Genomic DNA, 15,164 nt, shown 5'->3' with positions numbered 1-15,164 from the left:
GTAAAAAAGCGCCCGAATGGGCGCTTTTTTACGTTCAAACCAGCGTCAGTACCCATTGCAATAAGCGGTCGGCCAGCAGCGCGGCAAACAGCCAGGTCAGATAGGCGATCGAGAAGCGGAACAGCCCGCGCGCCTGCTCGTCGCTGGCGAGATCGCCGTCGCGATACAGCCGCCATGCGCGTTGAACAAAGCCGCCATTGAGCCACAGCGCTGCGGCAAGATAGAACCAGCCGGAGAGGCGGATGACAAATGGCAGCAACGCAACGGCTGCCAGCATCAGTGCGTACAGCAGGATGGATAAGCGGGTGAAGGCTTGGCCGTGGGTGACCGGCAACATGGGCAGGCCGGCGCGGGCGTAATCGTCGCGCCGGTACAGCGCCAGCGCCCAGAAGTGCGGCGGCGTCCAGGTGTAGATGATCAGAAACAGTACCGCCGCTTCGGCCGGAATCGTGCCACTCACCGCCGCCCAGCCGAGCACCGGCGGCATCGCGCCGGCCGCACCGCCGATGACGATGTTTTGTGGCGTCGCCGGCTTGAGCCAGCGGGTATAAACGACGGCGTAACCGAAGAAGGTCGCCAGCGTCAGTCCAGTTGCCAGCGGGTTGGCGAACAACAGTAACAAGCCGAGGCCGCCGAGAGTCAGCACGGTGGCGTAGAGGGCGGCTTCAATGCTGCCCACACTGCCGCGTACCAATGGCCTTGCCGCAGTACGGCGCATCACCGCGTCTCTATCCTGTTCAAACAGGCAATTTGCCGCTGCCGCACCCATGGCGACGAGGCCGATACCGATCAGCGCCATCAAGAGTCGCGGCCAGTCTGCCAATGGCGGTACCGCCATCAGGCAGCCGACGGCGGCGCAGAACACGATCAGTGCAACGACGCGCGGTTTGCCGAGTTGCCAGAAATCAGCGAGCGAAGGAAAGGTGAGCGAGCGGCTCAGCATGGCGGATCTCCTGACGGCAGCGAACGAGTAGCGTAGTGATGACCATAAGCAGCAAGGCCGCACCGCCGTTGTGAAGCACGGCCAGCGGCAGCGGCAGCGATAGCAAGACATTGGCGATACCGAGGCCGATCTGGATGACCAGCGACAGCGCCAGTAACGCGGCGTGCCGCGGGGCAATTCTCCGGGCGCGCCACGCGGTCAGCCCGACGACGACGAGCAGCAGCAACGCGCCCAGCCGGTGCAGCCAATGGATGGCGGCCAGATGGGTGATGGTGAGTGGGACGCCATCGGCGCTCAGGCCTAGTGCGCGATCCGGCCGTAGCGCCTCGGCCAGCCCTGCTGGCGGCGCGAGGCCACCCTGGCAGGCCGGGAAACCGTTACAGGCCAGCGCGGCATAGTTGCTGGAAACCCAGCCGCCGAGCGCGATCTGGGCAAAGCACAGCAGCAGCGCCGTGGCGGCGAGCGGGGCCAGCCCGGCATGAGACAAGCCGGCGGCTGGCCGGCTGCGGACTGCCAGTGCCGAGAGCAGCGCGATCAGACTCATCCCGCCGAGCAAGTGGGCGGTGACAACGATGGGCATCAGTTTCAGCGTGACCGTCCACATGCCAAGCAGGGCCTGAAACACCAGCACCACCAAGGGCGCAAGGATCAGCAAGGCGGGGATGGCATCGCGGTGGCGTTGCCGCCATAAGGCTGCGCAAGCCAGTAGCATCAGCACGCCATAACCGCCGACGGCGTAGCGGTGGATCATTTCCTTCCAGCCCTTGGACGGATCGACCTCGCCACCGAAAGCCCGCTCGGCATGAGCGATGTCGTGTGCGGCCTCGGGTGGGGTGATGCGGCCATAGCAACCGGGCCAGTCCGGGCAGCCGAGACCGGCGTCGGATAGCCGCACCCAGGCGCCGAGCATCACCAGCACCAGTGTCCAGATCAGCGTCAACAACAACAGCCAGCGCGCCATATTCAGGTGTTTTGCCATGTGTCGCCAAGCCTGCGGTTCTGTTTCAGCAGCTTGCCGATCTCCTGCAGCGCCCGTCGGCGTCCGGCATCGTCGGCGAGCTGGTCGGGGCGGTAGCGCAGCACTGCGTTGCCGCTCGGATCGATCAGGTACAGGCCGGGTGCCGCGAGCAGAGGGTGTGTCGCGAGCACTGCGGCCGATGTGCAAGGCGCTGTCGTTGTGGCGACCAGACGGCGTGAGGCTTCGCCCTGCGCACGCTGCAGTTGCCCGGCCGAGAACAGCAGCGCCTGCGTCTGCGCACCGCAATTGTCGGCACCGACCGCCGCGAGCCGCCAGCGGGATGCATGAGTGGCGACGGGTTGGGCGATCAGTTCACCGAAGCTTTGCCCGCCGTCCGGACGCAAGTAGTCATAAGCGAACTGTGCGGCTGCAATCGGCAAGGCGGCGAGCGCGAAGAGCGCGATCAGTACCCTGCGACCGTATTGTTGACGATTCATCGTGTACCTCTGCGAAAGCGCCACCACAGCAGCGCGCCGGCGAGTGTCATACCCCACCAGCTGGCCATGTAGGCAAAATGGCGATCGGCATTGAGATAGGCGTGCGGTACGTCGACGATGAGGCCGTCGGCGTTGAGCGCATAAGCATAGGCGACCGGGAGTGACGCGTTGGCCCAGCGGGCAAAGGCGGCTGGGTCGACATGCTGGAAACGATTGGCTTCGGGCGGTGTGGGTCCGAGGGTGATGAAGCGTGGCCAGGCGGCCATCTCGACCGTGGGCTGCACCGCCGGCAAGGGCGGTAGTGCTTTGCCGGCGGCAAGCCAGCCACGGTTGATCAGCAGCAGCGAACCGTTATGCAAGCGAAATGGCGTGACGACCTCGGCACCACTTTGGCCTTGGCGTGAGCGTGGCGTGATCAGCAGGGTGAGAGCCGGCAACCAGTTGCCGTCCAGGCGTAGCCGCTGGCCTGGCGCTGGCAGTGTGCCACCGTCCCAGTTTCGGAGCGGTTGTTGGTGGGCGCTGCTTGCTGCTGCGGCAAGACGCAGCTTGGCAAGGCCACGCTGGCATTGCCATGCGCCGAGTACGAAGGTCAGCAACACCAGCGTGCCCAGTCCGAGCAACGCCGTGCGGCGCCGACCTATGCTAGTGTCAGGCTGTATCGTTGCCAGTGCAGGGGAACCCATGAAGCTCGTCGTCATCGCCTTATTGCTCGTCATCGTGCTGGTGCTCGGCCGCGCCATGCTGCAACTGGTTCGCGGTCCGGCCGGATCGCCGAAACTGGTGCGCTCGCTGACACTGCGGGTTGCCTTGTCGGTGGCGTTGTTTGTCATGCTGCTACTTGGTTTTTACCTGGGGTGGTGGCAGCCGAACGGGGTGTAATCGCTACAGCCAGTAGACGAGTACGAACAGCAGCAACCAGACGACGTCGACAAAGTGCCAGTACCAAGCAGCGGCTTCGAAACCGAAGTGGTGCTGCACGCTGAAATGGCCGCGCAACACCCGGATGAGCATCGTTGCCAGCATGATGGTGCCAACCAGCACATGCATGCCGTGAAAGCCGGTCAGCATGTAGAACGTCGCACCGTAGGCGCCGGATGCGAGTGTCAGCCCCATGTTCTCCCAGGCGTGGTGGTACTCGTAAGCCTGTAAGAAGAGAAAAATCACGCCAAGGAGCACCGTGAGTGCGAGGCCGAGCTTGAGATGGGTGCGGCGGTTTTCAACCATGCCCCAGTGCGCCCAGGTCAGCGTCACACCAGAGCTGAGCAGGATGGCGGTGTTGATCGCCGGGATACCGAGCGCGCCCATGACTTGATAGGGCGCGTCGAGCCTGGGAGCCGTCGCTGCGGGCCAATTGGCGGCAAAGCCAGGCCAGAGCAGCTCGTGGGTACTTGAGAAAAAGCCGAGCTCCGGCACTGAAATCATCCGGGTATAGAACAGCGCACCAAAAAACGCGGCAAAGAACATCACCTCGGAAAAAATGAACCAGCTCATCCCCCAGCGGAACGAGTGATCGACCTGGAGGCCGTAGGAATGGGCTTGCGATTCGCGGATCACGTCGCCAAACCAGCCGAACAGCATCCAGATCAGCACCAGCGTACCGGCCAGCAACGACCAGTTGCCGCCGGGTACCTTGTTGATCCAGAACGCGGCGCCCAGTGCCATCAGGAACAGCGCCAGCGAACCGACGATGGGCCAGCGTGACGGCGCGGGTACAAAGTAGTGCGCGTCGTGAACTCCGTGTTCGACGTTCATCATCCACCTCCTTGGCTTGCCACCAGCACGCGAACCAGCAGCAGGATCAACAGGATCATCACCAGCGCGACGATGAGCGCGGTTGCGATCACGGCCCCCGGTTTAAGCTTGGCCGATTCGGCCATTTTTCTGCTCCGTACGCCGAAGAAGCCGGCCAGTACCGCCTTGATTGCCGCCTTCATGCGGGTTGCAGTGTGTAGGAAAGCGTGGCCGCGCCGAGTTCTTCCGGCAGCGTTTGCGCCACCACTAGCACCACGGTGACATCGCGTGTTTCGTGGGCAGCGAGCTTGAGCGCATCGAAACAGAAGCATTCGAGCTTTTGCAGCAGCCCGGCCGCGCGCACGGGCGCGAAGCTCGGAATCGCGCGTATCGTCAGCGCCTCACCACTGGTGTTGGCAATCCGGAACCGTGCCTTGACGATACCGCCAGCCTTGGCCGCCACGACGCGGTCGAGGGTTTCGATTGTCACTGGCAGGCCAGCCGCGACATTGGTGTCGAACTCCAGCCGCAGGGCGGTGGCCGTTGCGGTGGCAAACTCGGGGCGGGCCTGATCGAGGCCGAGTGCTTTGCATAGCACGTCGTAAAACGGCACCAACACATAGCCGAAGCTGAACATGAGCGCCGCGACCAGGCCCAGCCGGATGGCGATGCGCCGATTGCCCTGTGCGACGGCGTTCATCCCGGCAACCCGTACATGACTTGGCGGATGATCACGGCAATGAAGAATGCCAGCGCGACCGCGGCAAGCAGCAGTGCGGTGCGGGTGTTCCTACTCATGATCGTGTTCCAGTGATTGAGCGCGCAGGCCCTTTTTCACCAGCGCTTCGTCCGGCGGGCTTTCCCAGGTGTGGTGTGGTGCCGGCGAGGCGACTTCCCATTCCAGGGTATGCGCGCCCTCCCACGGCTTGGCCGGTGCCTTGCCGACGCCGCCACGAATGGTGCTGATCACGTTGTAGAGAAACAGCAGCTGACCAAGGCCGAAACAGAAGGCGCCGATGCTGGCGACGCTGTTGAAGTCGGTGAACTGCAGCGGGTAATCCGGAATCCGTCGCGGCATGCCGGCAAGACCGAGAAAATGCATTGGGAAAAAGGTGACGTTGAACCAGATCATCGACCACCAGAAGTGCAGTTTGCCGAGCCTTTCGTTGTACATATAGCCGCTCCACTTCGGCAGCCAGTAATAGGTTGCGCCGAAGAGGCTGAACAGCGCGCCGGCGACGAGCACGTAGTGGAAGTGGGCGACGACGTAATAGGTGTCGGTCATCTGGATGTCGATCGGTGCGATCGACAACACCAGGCCGGAGAAGCCGCCAACGGTAAACAGGCAGACGAAGCCGATCGCGAACAGCATCGGCGTTTCGAAGCTCATTTCGCCTTCCCACATCGTCGCGATCCAGTTGAACACCTTCACGCCGGTCGGCACCGCGATCAGCATGGTCATGAACATGAAGAACAATTGTGCCGTTGCCGGCAGCCCGACCGCGAACATGTGGTGAGCCCAGACCATGAATGACAGGATGGCGATCGAGCACACCGCGTAGACCATGGACACATAACCGAACAGCGGCTTGCGGGAGAAGGTCGGCAGGATCTGGCTGACGATGCCGAACGCCGGCAGCGCCATGATGTAGACCTCGGGATGGCCGAAAAACCAGAAGATGTGCTGGAACAGCACCGGATCACCGCCGCCGGCGGCCTTGAAGAAATTCGTACCGAAATGACGGTCGGTCAGCAGCATGGTGACCGCACCGGCGAGCACCGGTGCCACTGCGATCAACAGGTAGGCGGTAACCAGCGAGGTCCACGCGAACATGGGCATTTTCAGCAGCGTCATCCCCGGTGCGCGCATGTTCAGCACCGTGGTGACGATGTTGATCGAACCCATGATCGACGACAGGCCCAGCAGGTGAATGGCGAAGATCGCCAGATCCATGCCCATGCCGGCCTGGATCGACAGCGGTGGATACAGCGTCCAGCCGCCAGCGGGCGCACCGCCCGGGACGAACAGCGAGATGACCAGTAGTGCCGCCGCGGGCGGCAGCAACCAGAAGCTCCAGTTGTTCATCCGCGCGAATGCCATGTCGGGCGCGCCTAGCATCAGCGGCAACATCCAGTTCGCCAAACCGGTAAACGCCGGCATGATCGCGCCGAACACCATGATGATGCCGTGCAGTGTCGTCAGCTGGTTGAAGAGCTCCGGTTGCCAGAATTGCAGCCCCGGCTTGAACAGCTCGGCACGGATACCCAGCGCCATGACGCCACCGAGCACGAACATCGTGAACGAGAACCACAGATACAGCGTGCCGATATCCTTGTGGTTGGTCGCGCATAGCCAGCGCCGCCAGCCTTCGGCCCCGGCGTGCGCCTGGTGATCCGCATGCTGCAGGTGCAGGGTTTCGGTCGAGGCGGTCATGTGGATCTCCGTCGCATGGGTTATCGCCGGCCTACTTGCGGGCAAGCTTCACGTCTTTGGGTTGCAGCAGATCGCCGACGTGGTTGAAATGGTTGCGCTCGTAAGTGATCACAGCGGCAATTTCGGTGTCGGAGAGCCCTGGCCACGCAGGCATGGCGTTCTTGCCTTGCAGCACGATGCCGAGGTGCGCTTGCACCGGGCCGGTGGTGATCTTCGAGTTCACCAGCGACGGGAAGGGGCCAGTGCCCATGCCCGTTGCTTGATGACAGGCCAGGCAATTTGCTTCGTAGACCTTCTTGCCGCGGGCAACCAGATCGTCGCGGGTCCAGATTTTGTTCGGATCGTCGGCCATGGCCTTGGCGCTAGCCTGTTTTTGCGACACGTAATCCTGGAACTTGGCCGCGCTGACAACCTTGACGACGATGGGCATGAAGCCGTGATCCTGGCCGCACAACTCCGAACACTGGCCACGGAAAGTGCCTTCGCGCTCGGCCTTGAACCAGGTGTCGCGGATGAAGCCCGGAATCGCATCCTGTTTGACGCCGAAGGCCGGCATCGCCCATGAATGAATCACGTCGTTGCTGGTGGTGAGGATGCGTACCTTCTGGCCGACCGGCACCACCAGCGGCTCGTCGACTTCAAGCAGGTAATTCGGATTCTTGGCGCTACCGGCGGTTTGGTAGTTGTCGATCTCCTTGCGCGGCGTCGCGAGCTTGCTCTTGTAGCCAAAGCCGTAGTCGACGTAGTCGTACCCCCAGAACCACTGGTAACCGGTCGCCTTGATGGTGATGGTGGCGCCACGGCTGTCTTTTTGCGCCAGCACCACCTTGGCCGCGGGCCAGGCCATAACGGCGAGGATCAGCGCAGGAATGACGGTCCAGAGCACTTCGACGGTGGTGTTCTCATGGAAAGGCAGCGCCTTGTGCCCCAGCGATTTGCGATGACGGAAAATCGCGTAGAACATAACGCTGAACACCGCGACGAAGATCACCACGATCACGATCATGATCCAGGTGTGCAAATCAGAGATGTCTTGCGCAATCAGCGTTTGCGGCGGCTGGAAGCTGATGCGGCTATCTGCAGCCGTGGCGCTGCGCAATGCCGATGCACAGGCCAATACGGCCGTGGTGCGCGATGCACGCATGGTTACCCTCCCTGGCGATATCACACCGTTTGCAAACCGATCAGCTTGCCGGTGTATCGATGTTTGCTTTTAAAACTAGCAAAGAAAATCGCAGAGACAAGAAAGATAAACAGCGTGTGACCGTTTAAAAGTGACCACTCATCGGGCTGGCTATCGTAAGTGCTGTGCGATTGACTACATCGAATGGATACCGATGGAAGACTGCATGCAAGCAGCAAGGGGGCATCATGGATTTGCATCTGAACGGGCTGGACGATCATTTCACGTTGCCGCGAACCCGTAAGGTCAATACCTTTCGGGCATTTTCGTGGATTTCCCGTGGCTGGCAGGATTTGGCCACTCACCCAGCACCCAGCCTTGCGCATGGTGCACTGATCACCCTGCTGGGCTGGCTGGTCTTGTCACTGGCCTCGCAATATCCGCATCTGTTCACCACATCGATCACCGGTTTTCTGCTCCTTGCACCGCTTGGGGCCGCGGGCATTTATGAACTCACTAGTGAGCGCGAAGAAGGTAGACCGACATCCTTTGTGCAGTCGATCAAGGATCTGCTGAAAAACGCCAGTCAACTCGCCTATTTCGGTGTGGTGCTGTTCATGATTGCCATCGCCTGGGAGCGGGTGTCGGCCATTCTGTTTGCGCTGTTTTACGGCGGCGAGGCCATTACCCTGCACAACTTTTATGCATCGCTGCTGAGCGAATATGCGGGCTTCACTATTGCTTGGCTGGTTGGCGGATTTTTGCTGGCCTGTCTGGTGTTTGCGCTGACGGCGGTATCGATTCCGATGTTGGCCGATCGGGACGTCGATACGGTGACGGCGATGATGACCAGCTTGCGCGTCGTTGCCGAAAACCTGCCGGCGATGATCGTCTGGGCGGCGCTGATCGTGCTGCTGACGGCGATCGGATTTGCCACCTTTCTGCTTGGCTTCGTGCTGCTGTTTCCGCTTTTGGGACACGCAACATGGATTGCCTATAAGGATCTGGTTGAGTAGCCGTCGCGAGCGGATCGGCAGAGCGGGTTCGAAGACGGATTTGCCCGGAATGCTTTCTTCAAAATGCCTCGGCCTTTGGCCGAGGCATTTTGCGTTCAGAGGCCGAGCCGGTCGCGCAGATCGTAATACCAGGCACCGATCGCGGTGAACGGCACCTGCAGCAATCGCCCGCCGGGAAAGGGCAGGTGCGGCAGCTTGGCGAAGGCATCGAAGCGTGTCGCTTGCCCCTGCAATACTTCGGCCAAGAGCTTGCCGGCGAGGTGGGTGAAGGTGACCCCGTGGCCGCTGCAGCCTTGTGAGTAATAGATGTTGTGATCGAGCCGCCCCATCTGTGGCAGCCGCGATAGCGTGAGCAGGAAGTTACCGGTCCACGCGTAGTCGATCTTGATGTTGGCCAGCTGGGGAAAGGTTTTCAGCAGCTTGGGTATGATGATCGCCTCGATATGTGCCGGGTCGCGCGCGCCATAAACGACGCCGCCGCCGAATAGCAGCCGTTTGTCCTCGGTGAGCCGGTAGTAGTCGAGGAGGTAATTGCAATCCTCGATGCAGTAATCCTGCGGTAGCAGCTTATCGGCCAAGGCGCCGAGCGGTTCGGTGACGACGATCTGGCTGCCGCAAGGCATGGATTTGGCTGCGAGTTCGGGCACCAGATTGCCGAGATAGGCGTTGCCGGCGACGATCACGAAATTCGCCGTTACCGAACCCTGCGGGGTGTGGACGATGGGCCGAAAACGGCGCTCGACCCTGATCGCGGGCGTATCCTCGAAAATCCGGCCGCCGAGTGATTCGAATGCCGCCGCCTCACCGAGTGCCAGGTTTAGTGGGTGGAGGTGGCCAGCACTCATATCCAGTAGCGCACCGTGGTAGCGGTCGCTTGCCACGATTTGGCGCGTTGCGTTTGCATCAAGCAATTGCAATTGCGTGTGGCCATAGCGCTCCCACAATGCTTTCTGCTTTTGCAGGTGCGTGAAATGGCCCGGTGTGATCGCGGCAAATACGCCGCCGTTCTTCAGGACGCAATCGATGCTATACCGGGCGATGCGCTCGCGGATAATCCTGCCGCCTTCAAATGCCATGGCGCCGAGTGCACCGGCGGTATCGGCGCCGTAGCGCGCTTCGATGACATCAAGATCACGGGAGTACGAATTGACGATTTGCCCGCCATTGCGGCCCGATGCGCCCCAGCCGACACGGGCGGCCTCAACGATCACCACCTTGAAGCCGGCCTCCGTCAGATGCAGCCCGGCCGAGAGCCCGGTGTAGCCGGCGCCGATGATGCAGACATCCACATCCAGGTGTTCGGCCAGCACCGGGCGCGCTGGCTGCGAGTTGGTGGTGGCGGCGTAATACGATGAGGCGTGTGGCGTGAAGGCCGAAGTCTTCATGGTGGACTCTTCGATTCGGGGGTTAGCGATCAAGGCCGCCCAGGCACAGGTATTTGAGCTCCAGGTAATCGTCGATGCCGTAGTGCGAACCCTCGCGGCCCAAGCCCGATTGCTTGACGCCACCAAACGGCGCGACCTCGGTCGAGATCAGCCCGGTATTGATGCCGACCATGCCGTACTCGAGCGCTTCGGCAACGCGCCAGATGCGGCCGATGTCGCGGCTGTAGAAATAGCTGGCGAGGCCGAACTCGGTGTCGTTGGCTTGCGCGATCAGCTCGGCCTCGGTCTCGAAGCGGAACAGCGGGGCGAGCGGACCGAAGGTTTCCTCGCGCGCGAGTTTCATGCGGGCGTTGGCGTGCTTGATGATGGTGGGCTCGAAGAAGGTATGCCCGAGCGCATGGCGCTGGCCGCCAATGACGATTTCACCGCCGTGAGCGAGTGCATCGGCGATGTGCTCCTCGACCTTGTGTACTGCCTTTTCGTCGATCAACGGCCCTTGCGTGACGCCGGGATCGACGCCGTTGCCGACCTTGAGCCTGGCCACCGCGGCGGCGAGCTTGGCGGCGAAGGCGTCGTACACGCCGGCCTGCACATAGAGCCGGTTGGCGCAGACGCAGGTCTGGCCGGCATTGCGGTATTTCGAGGCGATCGCACCGTCGACCGCGGCGTCGAGGTCGGCATCGTCGAACACCACGAAGGGCGCGTTGCCGCCGAGCTCCATCGAGGTTCTTTTCACCGTGTTCGCGCATTGCGCCAGCAGTTGCTTGCCGACTTCGGTCGAGCCGGTGAACGACAGCTTGGCGACCAGCGGATTGCCGCTCAGTTCGGCGCCGATTTCGCCGGCCGAGCCCGTCACCACGCTGAACAGGCCCGGCGGCACGCCGGCATCAAAGGCCAGTGCCGCCAGCGCCAGCGCCGACAGCGGCGTTTGCGATGCCGGTTTGAGCACCATCGCGCAGCCGGCCGCCAGCGCCGGGCCGACCTTGCGGGCGATCATCGCGTTCGGGAAGTTCCACGGCGTGATCGCCGCGGTGACGCCGATCGGCTGCTTGATGACGATGAGGCGTTTGTCCGCGCCGTGGCTCGGAATGGTGTCGCCGTAAACGCGTTTGGCCTCTTCGGCAAACCATTCGATATAGCCGGCGCCGTAGGCAATTTCGCCCCTGGCCTCGGCCAGCGGTTTGCCCTGCTCGGCGGTGAGAATGGCGGCCAAATCATCCTGGTTGGCGAGCATCAGCTCAAACCAGCGGCGCAGCACGCTGGCGCGTTCCTTGGCGGTACGTTGTTGCCAGCTCTTCATCGCCGTCTTTGCGGCCTCGATGGCGCGGCGGGTCTCGGCTGCGCCCATTTTCGGCACGCTGCCGATCGTCTCGCCGGTGGCCGGATTGGTCACAGCGAGGGTGGCGCCGCTATCGGCGTTTATCCAAGCGCCGGCGACCGGACATTGCTGGCGCAGCAGCGCGGGGTTGTTCAGTTTCAACATCGGTCTGGATCCTGAGTACCCATGCCGAGGCAAGGGCGTTTGGGGTTCACGCACGCATGGCGGTTTCGAGCAGGTCGAGCGCTTCGTCGAGCAGTGCATCTTCAATCGTCAGCGGGCATAGAAAGCGGATGACGTTGCCATGCATGCCGCAGCTGAGCAGCAGCAGGCCGAGGTCGAGCGCCTTGTTTTTGACCTTGGCCGCGAACGCCGCCGACGGTTTGCCATCGTCGAAAAATTCCACCGCAACCATGGCGCCGGGGCCACGGATTTCGGCAATCTGCGGGATATCGGCTCGCAGTGATGCCAGCCGCCTCTTGATTTTGCCGCCGAGCACCTCAGCGCGTTCGCACAGTTTTTCTTCAGTGATGACGTCGAGTACCGCCAGCGCGGCGGCAATGCCGATCGGGCTGCCGCCGTAAGTGCCGCCGAGTCCGCCGGCTGCCGGCGCGTCCATGATCTCGGCGCGACCGCAGACCCCGGCAAGCGGGAAGCCGCCGCCGAGCGATTTGGCCATGGTAAACAGGTCAGCCTCGACGTCGTAGTGTTCCATCGCAAACCATTTGCCGGTACGGCCGAAACCGGTCTGGATTTCGTCGGCGATCAGCACGATGCCGTGTTCATCGCAGATGGCCCGTAGTGCGCGCATGAATGCGAGTGGCGCCGGGTTGAAACCGCCTTCGCCCTGTACCGGTTCGACGATGATGGCGGCGACGCGCGCGGCTTCGATCGACGACTTGAACAGTGCGTTCAAGCCGGCGACTGCGTCGTCGACACTGACGCGGTGCAGGGCATTCGGAAACGGTGCGTGATAGACGTCGCCCGGTAGGGGGCCGAAGCCCAGCTTGTACGGTGACACCTTGCCGGTCAGCGCCATCGTCATCATGGTGCGGCCGTGAAAGCCGCCCGCGAATGCGATCACCCCCGAACGGCCGGTATGTGCACGGGCGATCTTCACTGCATTTTCGACCGCTTCGGCGCCGGTGGTCACGAAGAAGGTTTTGGTCGCCGCCGCAATCGGCACCAGCGCGTTGATGCGTTCGGCCAGCTCGACATAGCCGCCGTAAGGCATCACCTGATAGCAGCTGTGCGAGAAGTGCTCGAGCTGCGCGGCGACGGCGGCTTTGACCTTAGGATGCAGGTGGCCGGTATTGAGCACGGCGATGCCGCTGGCAAAGTCGATATAGCGACGACCATCGCTATCCCAGATCTCGGCATTGCGGGCGCGTTCGGCAAACACGGTGGTGGCGAGGCCGACGCCGCGCGGCGTGGCGGCTAGGCGGCGTTTGTCCCAGCCGGCACTGGATTCGGACATGACTTTGCTCCTGAGGCGCCAACGGGCGCGATCAAACGAACAGCAACAGGTGGCGACGCTCCCACGGGCTGATGACGCGGGCGTATTCGAGGTATTCGGCTTGCTTGACCGCACAGTAGGCGGTGATGAACTCCTGCCCCAGTACGCTGGCCAGTGCCGGGCTGTTGCCGAACACGGCAATCGCATCGTCAAGCCCGTGTGGAAAGGCGAAGGGCAGACCGTAGGCGTTGCCGTCGAGTGCCGGCGTCGGGGCGAGCTGTTCGGCAATGCCCAGATACGCCGCAGCCAGTGTTCCGGCCAGTACGAGGTAGGGATTGCAATCGACGCCGGGGATGCGGTTTTCGATCCGCCTTGCCGCCGGGGTCGAGTGCGGCACGCGGATGCCGCAAGTGCGGTTGTCCAGGCCCCATTGCACATTGATCGGCGCGGCGGTGTGGCGTACCAGTCGCCGATAGCTGTTCACATAGGGGGCGAACAGCGCGATCAGTTGCGGGAAATACTTCTGCATGCCGCCGATGCACTGATGGAACACCTCGCTCGCGCTGCCATCGTCGTTGGAGAACACGTTCTTGCCGGTCGCCTGATCGATCACGCTCATATGAATGTGCATCGCCGAGCCGGGTTCGTTTTCCATCGGCTTGGCCATGAAGGTCGCGTACATATTGTGGCGAATCGCCGCCTCGCGCACCGTGCGCTTGAACAGGAAGACCTGATCGGCCAGATCAAGCGCCTTGCCATGCAGGAAGTTGATCTCCATCTGGCAGGCACCCACTTCGTGGATCAGCGTATCGATTTGCAGATGCTGCGCGTCGCAATAGTCGTAGACGTCTTCGAACAGATCGTCGTACTCGTTCACCGCGTCGATCGAATACGCCTTGCGGCCGGTTTCGGGTCGCCCGGTGCGCCCGACCGGTGGCTGTAGCGGCAGATCGGGATCAACGTTCACGTCGACGATGTAGAACTCCATTTCCGGCGCGACGACCGGCTCCCAGCCTTTGGCCTCATACAGTTGCAGCACGCGCCGCAGCACATGCCGTGGCGACATTTCGACCGGCCGGCCGTCGTGATAAAAGCAGTCGTGAATCACCTGCGCCACCGGGTCTTTGGCCCACGGCACCAGCCGGATGCTGCTGGGGTCTGGCAACAGCACCATGTCCGGATCGGTATCGGGAACGATGTGCTCGGCGTATTCACCGGTGACCGTCTGCACCAGCACGACCTGCGGCAGGCGCATGCCTTCTTCTTCGCTGAATTTCTCGCGCGGCACGATCTTGCCGCGGGCGATACCGGTGAAATCCGGCGTGATGCACTCGACTTCGGTGATCCGGTTTTCCCGCAGCCAGTCGCTCAGTACGCTCATGCTTGTCTCCTTGGCGTTACGGCCGGGCCAGTCGGTGCGCTTCGCAAGCGGCGCCAAAAGCGGTGAACAGCGCCAGCGAGAACGGGTTGTCGCGGTAGCGCCATTCGGGGTGCCACTGCACCGCCAGCGCGAAGGCGCGAGCGTTCTCAACGCGAAAGCCCTCGATCAAGCCGTCCGGCGCCCATGCTTCGGCTACCAGTCCGGCGCCGAGCGTGGCGATGCCCTGTTTGTGCAGTGAATTGACCCGCGCGGCACGCTGGCCCGACAGCCTGTGCAGTAGCCCGTTTTCGACGAGCGTGACGTCGTGGGCGACGTCATACATCACGTCCATGCTGCCCTTGAGTTCACGGTGGTCGAGCATGCCGGGCTGATCGTGCAGCTGTTGATGCAGCGTGCCGCCGAAGGCGACATTCATCTCCTGAAAGCCGCGGCAGATGCCGAGCACCGGTACGCCCAGCGCAATGGCGGCGCGAACCAGCGGCAGTGTGGTCGCATCGCGGTGAGGGTCGTTGAAGTCGCCGGCGATGGCGGCCGCGCCGTAATGATGCGGTTCGATATTCGACGGGCTGCCGGTCAGCAACAAGCCGTCGACATGGGCCAGGATCTCGTCCGGCGCGCAGGCGTCGCCGAGGGCCGGGATCAGGAGTGGCAAGCCGCCGGCGCCTCTGGCCGCTTCGATGTACTTCTCGGTGACCAGATGGAAGAACTGCTTGTCATTCAGCCACCAGCGGCAGCAGGGAATGCCTATGACGGGAAGGGCCATGCGTTTTATCGGCTGCGCGGTCCGCGCGCGGCACGCCTCGGTGGGGATCCGGCAGGGCGTCGGTTGGCGCCTCGCCATTCATTCTTTTCGCAGTGTTGAATCGCGGCCCGGCATCAAGCGGGTGGGGCGATCTGCCTGGCCGCCATAGCGGGCTGAATT

At 62.5% G+C, this 15,164-nt stretch carries 17 protein-coding genes; 2 read left to right on the top strand and 15 right to left on the bottom strand.

Annotated features, from left to right (window positions below):
* Window positions 1-34: 34 nt before the first annotated feature.
* From cyoE to JLC71_RS12495, 4 genes are read right to left on the bottom strand one after another with little or no spacing between them, the layout of a single operon-like run.
* Window positions 35-943 (bottom strand): heme o synthase, encoded by a 909-nt coding sequence (cyoE, locus tag JLC71_RS12510; RefSeq protein WP_200915796.1) that lies wholly within the window; start codon window positions 941-943, stop codon window positions 35-37.
* The gene (locus JLC71_RS12505) at window positions 906-1,922 is read right to left on the bottom strand and encodes a COX15/CtaA family protein (RefSeq protein ID WP_236250883.1); all 1,017 of its coding nucleotides are present in this window, start codon (window positions 1,920-1,922) and stop codon (window positions 906-908) included. The genes cyoE and JLC71_RS12505 overlap by 38 nt, the downstream gene beginning before the upstream one ends.
* Complete coding sequence (locus tag JLC71_RS12500; protein ID WP_200915795.1) at window positions 1,907-2,398, bottom strand: hypothetical protein; 492 nt, start codon at window positions 2,396-2,398, stop codon at window positions 1,907-1,909. The genes JLC71_RS12505 and JLC71_RS12500 overlap by 16 nt, the downstream gene beginning before the upstream one ends.
* The gene (locus JLC71_RS12495) at window positions 2,395-3,081 is read right to left on the bottom strand and encodes an SURF1 family protein (protein ID WP_200915794.1); all 687 of its coding nucleotides are present in this window, start codon (window positions 3,079-3,081) and stop codon (window positions 2,395-2,397) included. Before JLC71_RS12495 ends, JLC71_RS12500 begins: the two co-directional genes overlap by 4 nt.
* On the opposite strand from JLC71_RS12495, the gene JLC71_RS12490 reads away from it, so the two are divergent.
* Window positions 3,080-3,277, top strand: coding sequence for a DUF2909 domain-containing protein (locus tag JLC71_RS12490; RefSeq protein ID WP_200915793.1), 198 nt, complete (start codon window positions 3,080-3,082; stop codon window positions 3,275-3,277). The two genes, JLC71_RS12495 and JLC71_RS12490, sit on opposite strands and share 2 nt — an antisense overlap.
* A 3-nt stretch (window positions 3,278-3,280) precedes the next feature.
* On the opposite strand, the gene JLC71_RS12485 is transcribed toward JLC71_RS12490, so the two are convergent.
* The 6 genes from JLC71_RS12485 to coxB are packed head-to-tail and all read right to left on the bottom strand — an operon-like array spanning window position 3,281 to window position 7,707.
* Window positions 3,281-4,150: a cytochrome c oxidase subunit 3 gene (locus JLC71_RS12485; protein ID WP_200915792.1), complete on the bottom strand. Its 870-nt coding sequence runs from the start codon at window positions 4,148-4,150 to the stop codon at window positions 3,281-3,283.
* A complete protein-coding gene (locus tag JLC71_RS12480) occupies window positions 4,150-4,332 on the bottom strand; it encodes a DUF2970 domain-containing protein (RefSeq protein WP_200915791.1) in 183 nt (60 codons plus the stop codon). The genes JLC71_RS12485 and JLC71_RS12480 overlap by 1 nt, the downstream gene beginning before the upstream one ends.
* A complete protein-coding gene (locus JLC71_RS12475) occupies window positions 4,329-4,829 on the bottom strand; it encodes a cytochrome c oxidase assembly protein (RefSeq protein WP_200915790.1) in 501 nt (166 codons plus the stop codon). Before JLC71_RS12475 ends, JLC71_RS12480 begins: the two co-directional genes overlap by 4 nt.
* On the bottom strand, window positions 4,826-4,927 hold the full coding sequence (locus JLC71_RS16500; RefSeq protein WP_236250882.1) for a cytochrome oxidase small assembly protein: 102 nt from the start codon (window positions 4,925-4,927) through the stop codon (window positions 4,826-4,828). Before JLC71_RS16500 ends, JLC71_RS12475 begins: the two co-directional genes overlap by 4 nt.
* Window positions 4,920-6,563 (bottom strand): cytochrome c oxidase subunit I, encoded by a 1,644-nt coding sequence (gene ctaD, locus JLC71_RS12470; RefSeq protein ID WP_200915789.1) that lies wholly within the window; start codon window positions 6,561-6,563, stop codon window positions 4,920-4,922. The genes JLC71_RS16500 and ctaD overlap by 8 nt, the downstream gene beginning before the upstream one ends.
* 31 nt (window positions 6,564-6,594) lie before the next feature.
* Window positions 6,595-7,707, bottom strand: coding sequence for a cytochrome c oxidase subunit II (gene coxB, locus JLC71_RS12465; protein ID WP_200915788.1), 1,113 nt, complete (start codon window positions 7,705-7,707; stop codon window positions 6,595-6,597).
* A gap of 227 nt (window positions 7,708-7,934) precedes the next feature.
* Here coxB and JLC71_RS12460 point away from each other — a divergent pair, with 227 nt between their 5' ends.
* Window positions 7,935-8,702, top strand: a complete 768-nt coding sequence (locus tag JLC71_RS12460) for a DUF2189 domain-containing protein (protein ID WP_200915787.1) — start codon at window positions 7,935-7,937, stop codon at window positions 8,700-8,702.
* A gap of 95 nt (window positions 8,703-8,797) precedes the next feature.
* Here the strand turns inward: JLC71_RS12460 and JLC71_RS12455 are convergent, their stop codons facing one another.
* Genes JLC71_RS12455 through JLC71_RS12435 form a run of 5 tightly spaced genes read right to left on the bottom strand, consistent with a single transcriptional unit; the run spans window position 8,798 to window position 15,005 of the window.
* The gene (locus JLC71_RS12455) at window positions 8,798-10,087 is read right to left on the bottom strand and encodes an NAD(P)/FAD-dependent oxidoreductase (protein ID WP_200915786.1); all 1,290 of its coding nucleotides are present in this window, start codon (window positions 10,085-10,087) and stop codon (window positions 8,798-8,800) included.
* Between the two features lie 22 nt (window positions 10,088-10,109).
* Window positions 10,110-11,570 carry an NADP-dependent succinate-semialdehyde dehydrogenase gene (gene gabD / locus JLC71_RS12450; protein ID WP_255517238.1) on the bottom strand — a complete coding sequence of 487 codons (1,461 nt, stop codon included), beginning with the start codon at window positions 11,568-11,570 and terminating at the stop codon, window positions 10,110-10,112.
* Between the two features lie 46 nt (window positions 11,571-11,616).
* A complete protein-coding gene (gabT, locus tag JLC71_RS12445; protein ID WP_200915785.1) occupies window positions 11,617-12,882 on the bottom strand; it encodes a 4-aminobutyrate--2-oxoglutarate transaminase in 1,266 nt (421 codons plus the stop codon).
* 31 nt (window positions 12,883-12,913) lie between these two features.
* Window positions 12,914-14,242 carry a glutamine synthetase family protein gene (locus JLC71_RS12440; RefSeq protein ID WP_200915784.1) on the bottom strand — a complete coding sequence of 443 codons (1,329 nt, stop codon included), beginning with the start codon at window positions 14,240-14,242 and terminating at the stop codon, window positions 12,914-12,916.
* Window positions 14,243-14,258: 16 nt separating this feature from the next.
* On the bottom strand, window positions 14,259-15,005 hold the full coding sequence (locus JLC71_RS12435) for a gamma-glutamyl-gamma-aminobutyrate hydrolase family protein (RefSeq protein ID WP_200915783.1): 747 nt from the start codon (window positions 15,003-15,005) through the stop codon (window positions 14,259-14,261).
* Window positions 15,006-15,164 lie beyond the last annotated feature (159 nt).

It is taken from the genome of Jeongeupia sp. HS-3 (assembly GCF_015140455.1).
Taxonomy (GTDB): Bacteria; Pseudomonadota; Gammaproteobacteria; order Burkholderiales; family Chitinibacteraceae; genus Jeongeupia.
This window is presented reverse-complemented; position numbering and strand designations above follow the sequence as displayed.

Bases quoted from the DNA above. Each gene is read 5' to 3' on its own strand.
- cyoE (WP_200915796.1), bottom strand. From the start codon at position 943: ATGCTGAGCCGCTCGCTCACCTTTCCTTCGCTCGCTGATTTCTGGCAA.
- JLC71_RS12505 (WP_236250883.1), bottom strand. From the start codon at position 1,922: ATGGCAAAACACCTGAATATGGCGCGCTGGCTGTTGTTGTTGACGCTG.
- JLC71_RS12500 (WP_200915795.1), bottom strand. From the start codon at position 2,398: ATGAATCGTCAACAATACGGTCGCAGGGTACTGATCGCGCTCTTCGCG.
- JLC71_RS12490 (WP_200915793.1), top strand. From the start codon at position 3,080: ATGAAGCTCGTCGTCATCGCCTTATTGCTCGTCATCGTGCTGGTGCTC.
- JLC71_RS12495 (WP_200915794.1), bottom strand. From the start codon at position 3,081: ATGGGTTCCCCTGCACTGGCAACGATACAGCCTGACACTAGCATAGGT.
- JLC71_RS12485 (WP_200915792.1), bottom strand. From the start codon at position 4,150: ATGAACGTCGAACACGGAGTTCACGACGCGCACTACTTTGTACCCGCG.
- JLC71_RS12480 (WP_200915791.1), bottom strand. From the start codon at position 4,332: ATGAAGGCGGCAATCAAGGCGGTACTGGCCGGCTTCTTCGGCGTACGG.
- JLC71_RS12475 (WP_200915790.1), bottom strand. From the start codon at position 4,829: ATGAACGCCGTCGCACAGGGCAATCGGCGCATCGCCATCCGGCTGGGC.
- JLC71_RS16500 (WP_236250882.1), bottom strand. From the start codon at position 4,927: ATGAGTAGGAACACCCGCACCGCACTGCTGCTTGCCGCGGTCGCGCTG.
- ctaD (WP_200915789.1), bottom strand. From the start codon at position 6,563: ATGACCGCCTCGACCGAAACCCTGCACCTGCAGCATGCGGATCACCAG.
- coxB (WP_200915788.1), bottom strand. From the start codon at position 7,707: ATGCGTGCATCGCGCACCACGGCCGTATTGGCCTGTGCATCGGCATTG.
- JLC71_RS12460 (WP_200915787.1), top strand. From the start codon at position 7,935: ATGGATTTGCATCTGAACGGGCTGGACGATCATTTCACGTTGCCGCGA.
- JLC71_RS12455 (WP_200915786.1), bottom strand. From the start codon at position 10,087: ATGAAGACTTCGGCCTTCACGCCACACGCCTCATCGTATTACGCCGCC.
- gabD (WP_255517238.1), bottom strand. From the start codon at position 11,570: ATGTTGAAACTGAACAACCCCGCGCTGCTGCGCCAGCAATGTCCGGTC.
- gabT (WP_200915785.1), bottom strand. From the start codon at position 12,882: ATGTCCGAATCCAGTGCCGGCTGGGACAAACGCCGCCTAGCCGCCACG.
- JLC71_RS12440 (WP_200915784.1), bottom strand. From the start codon at position 14,242: ATGAGCGTACTGAGCGACTGGCTGCGGGAAAACCGGATCACCGAAGTC.
- JLC71_RS12435 (WP_200915783.1), bottom strand. From the start codon at position 15,005: ATGGCCCTTCCCGTCATAGGCATTCCCTGCTGCCGCTGGTGGCTGAAT.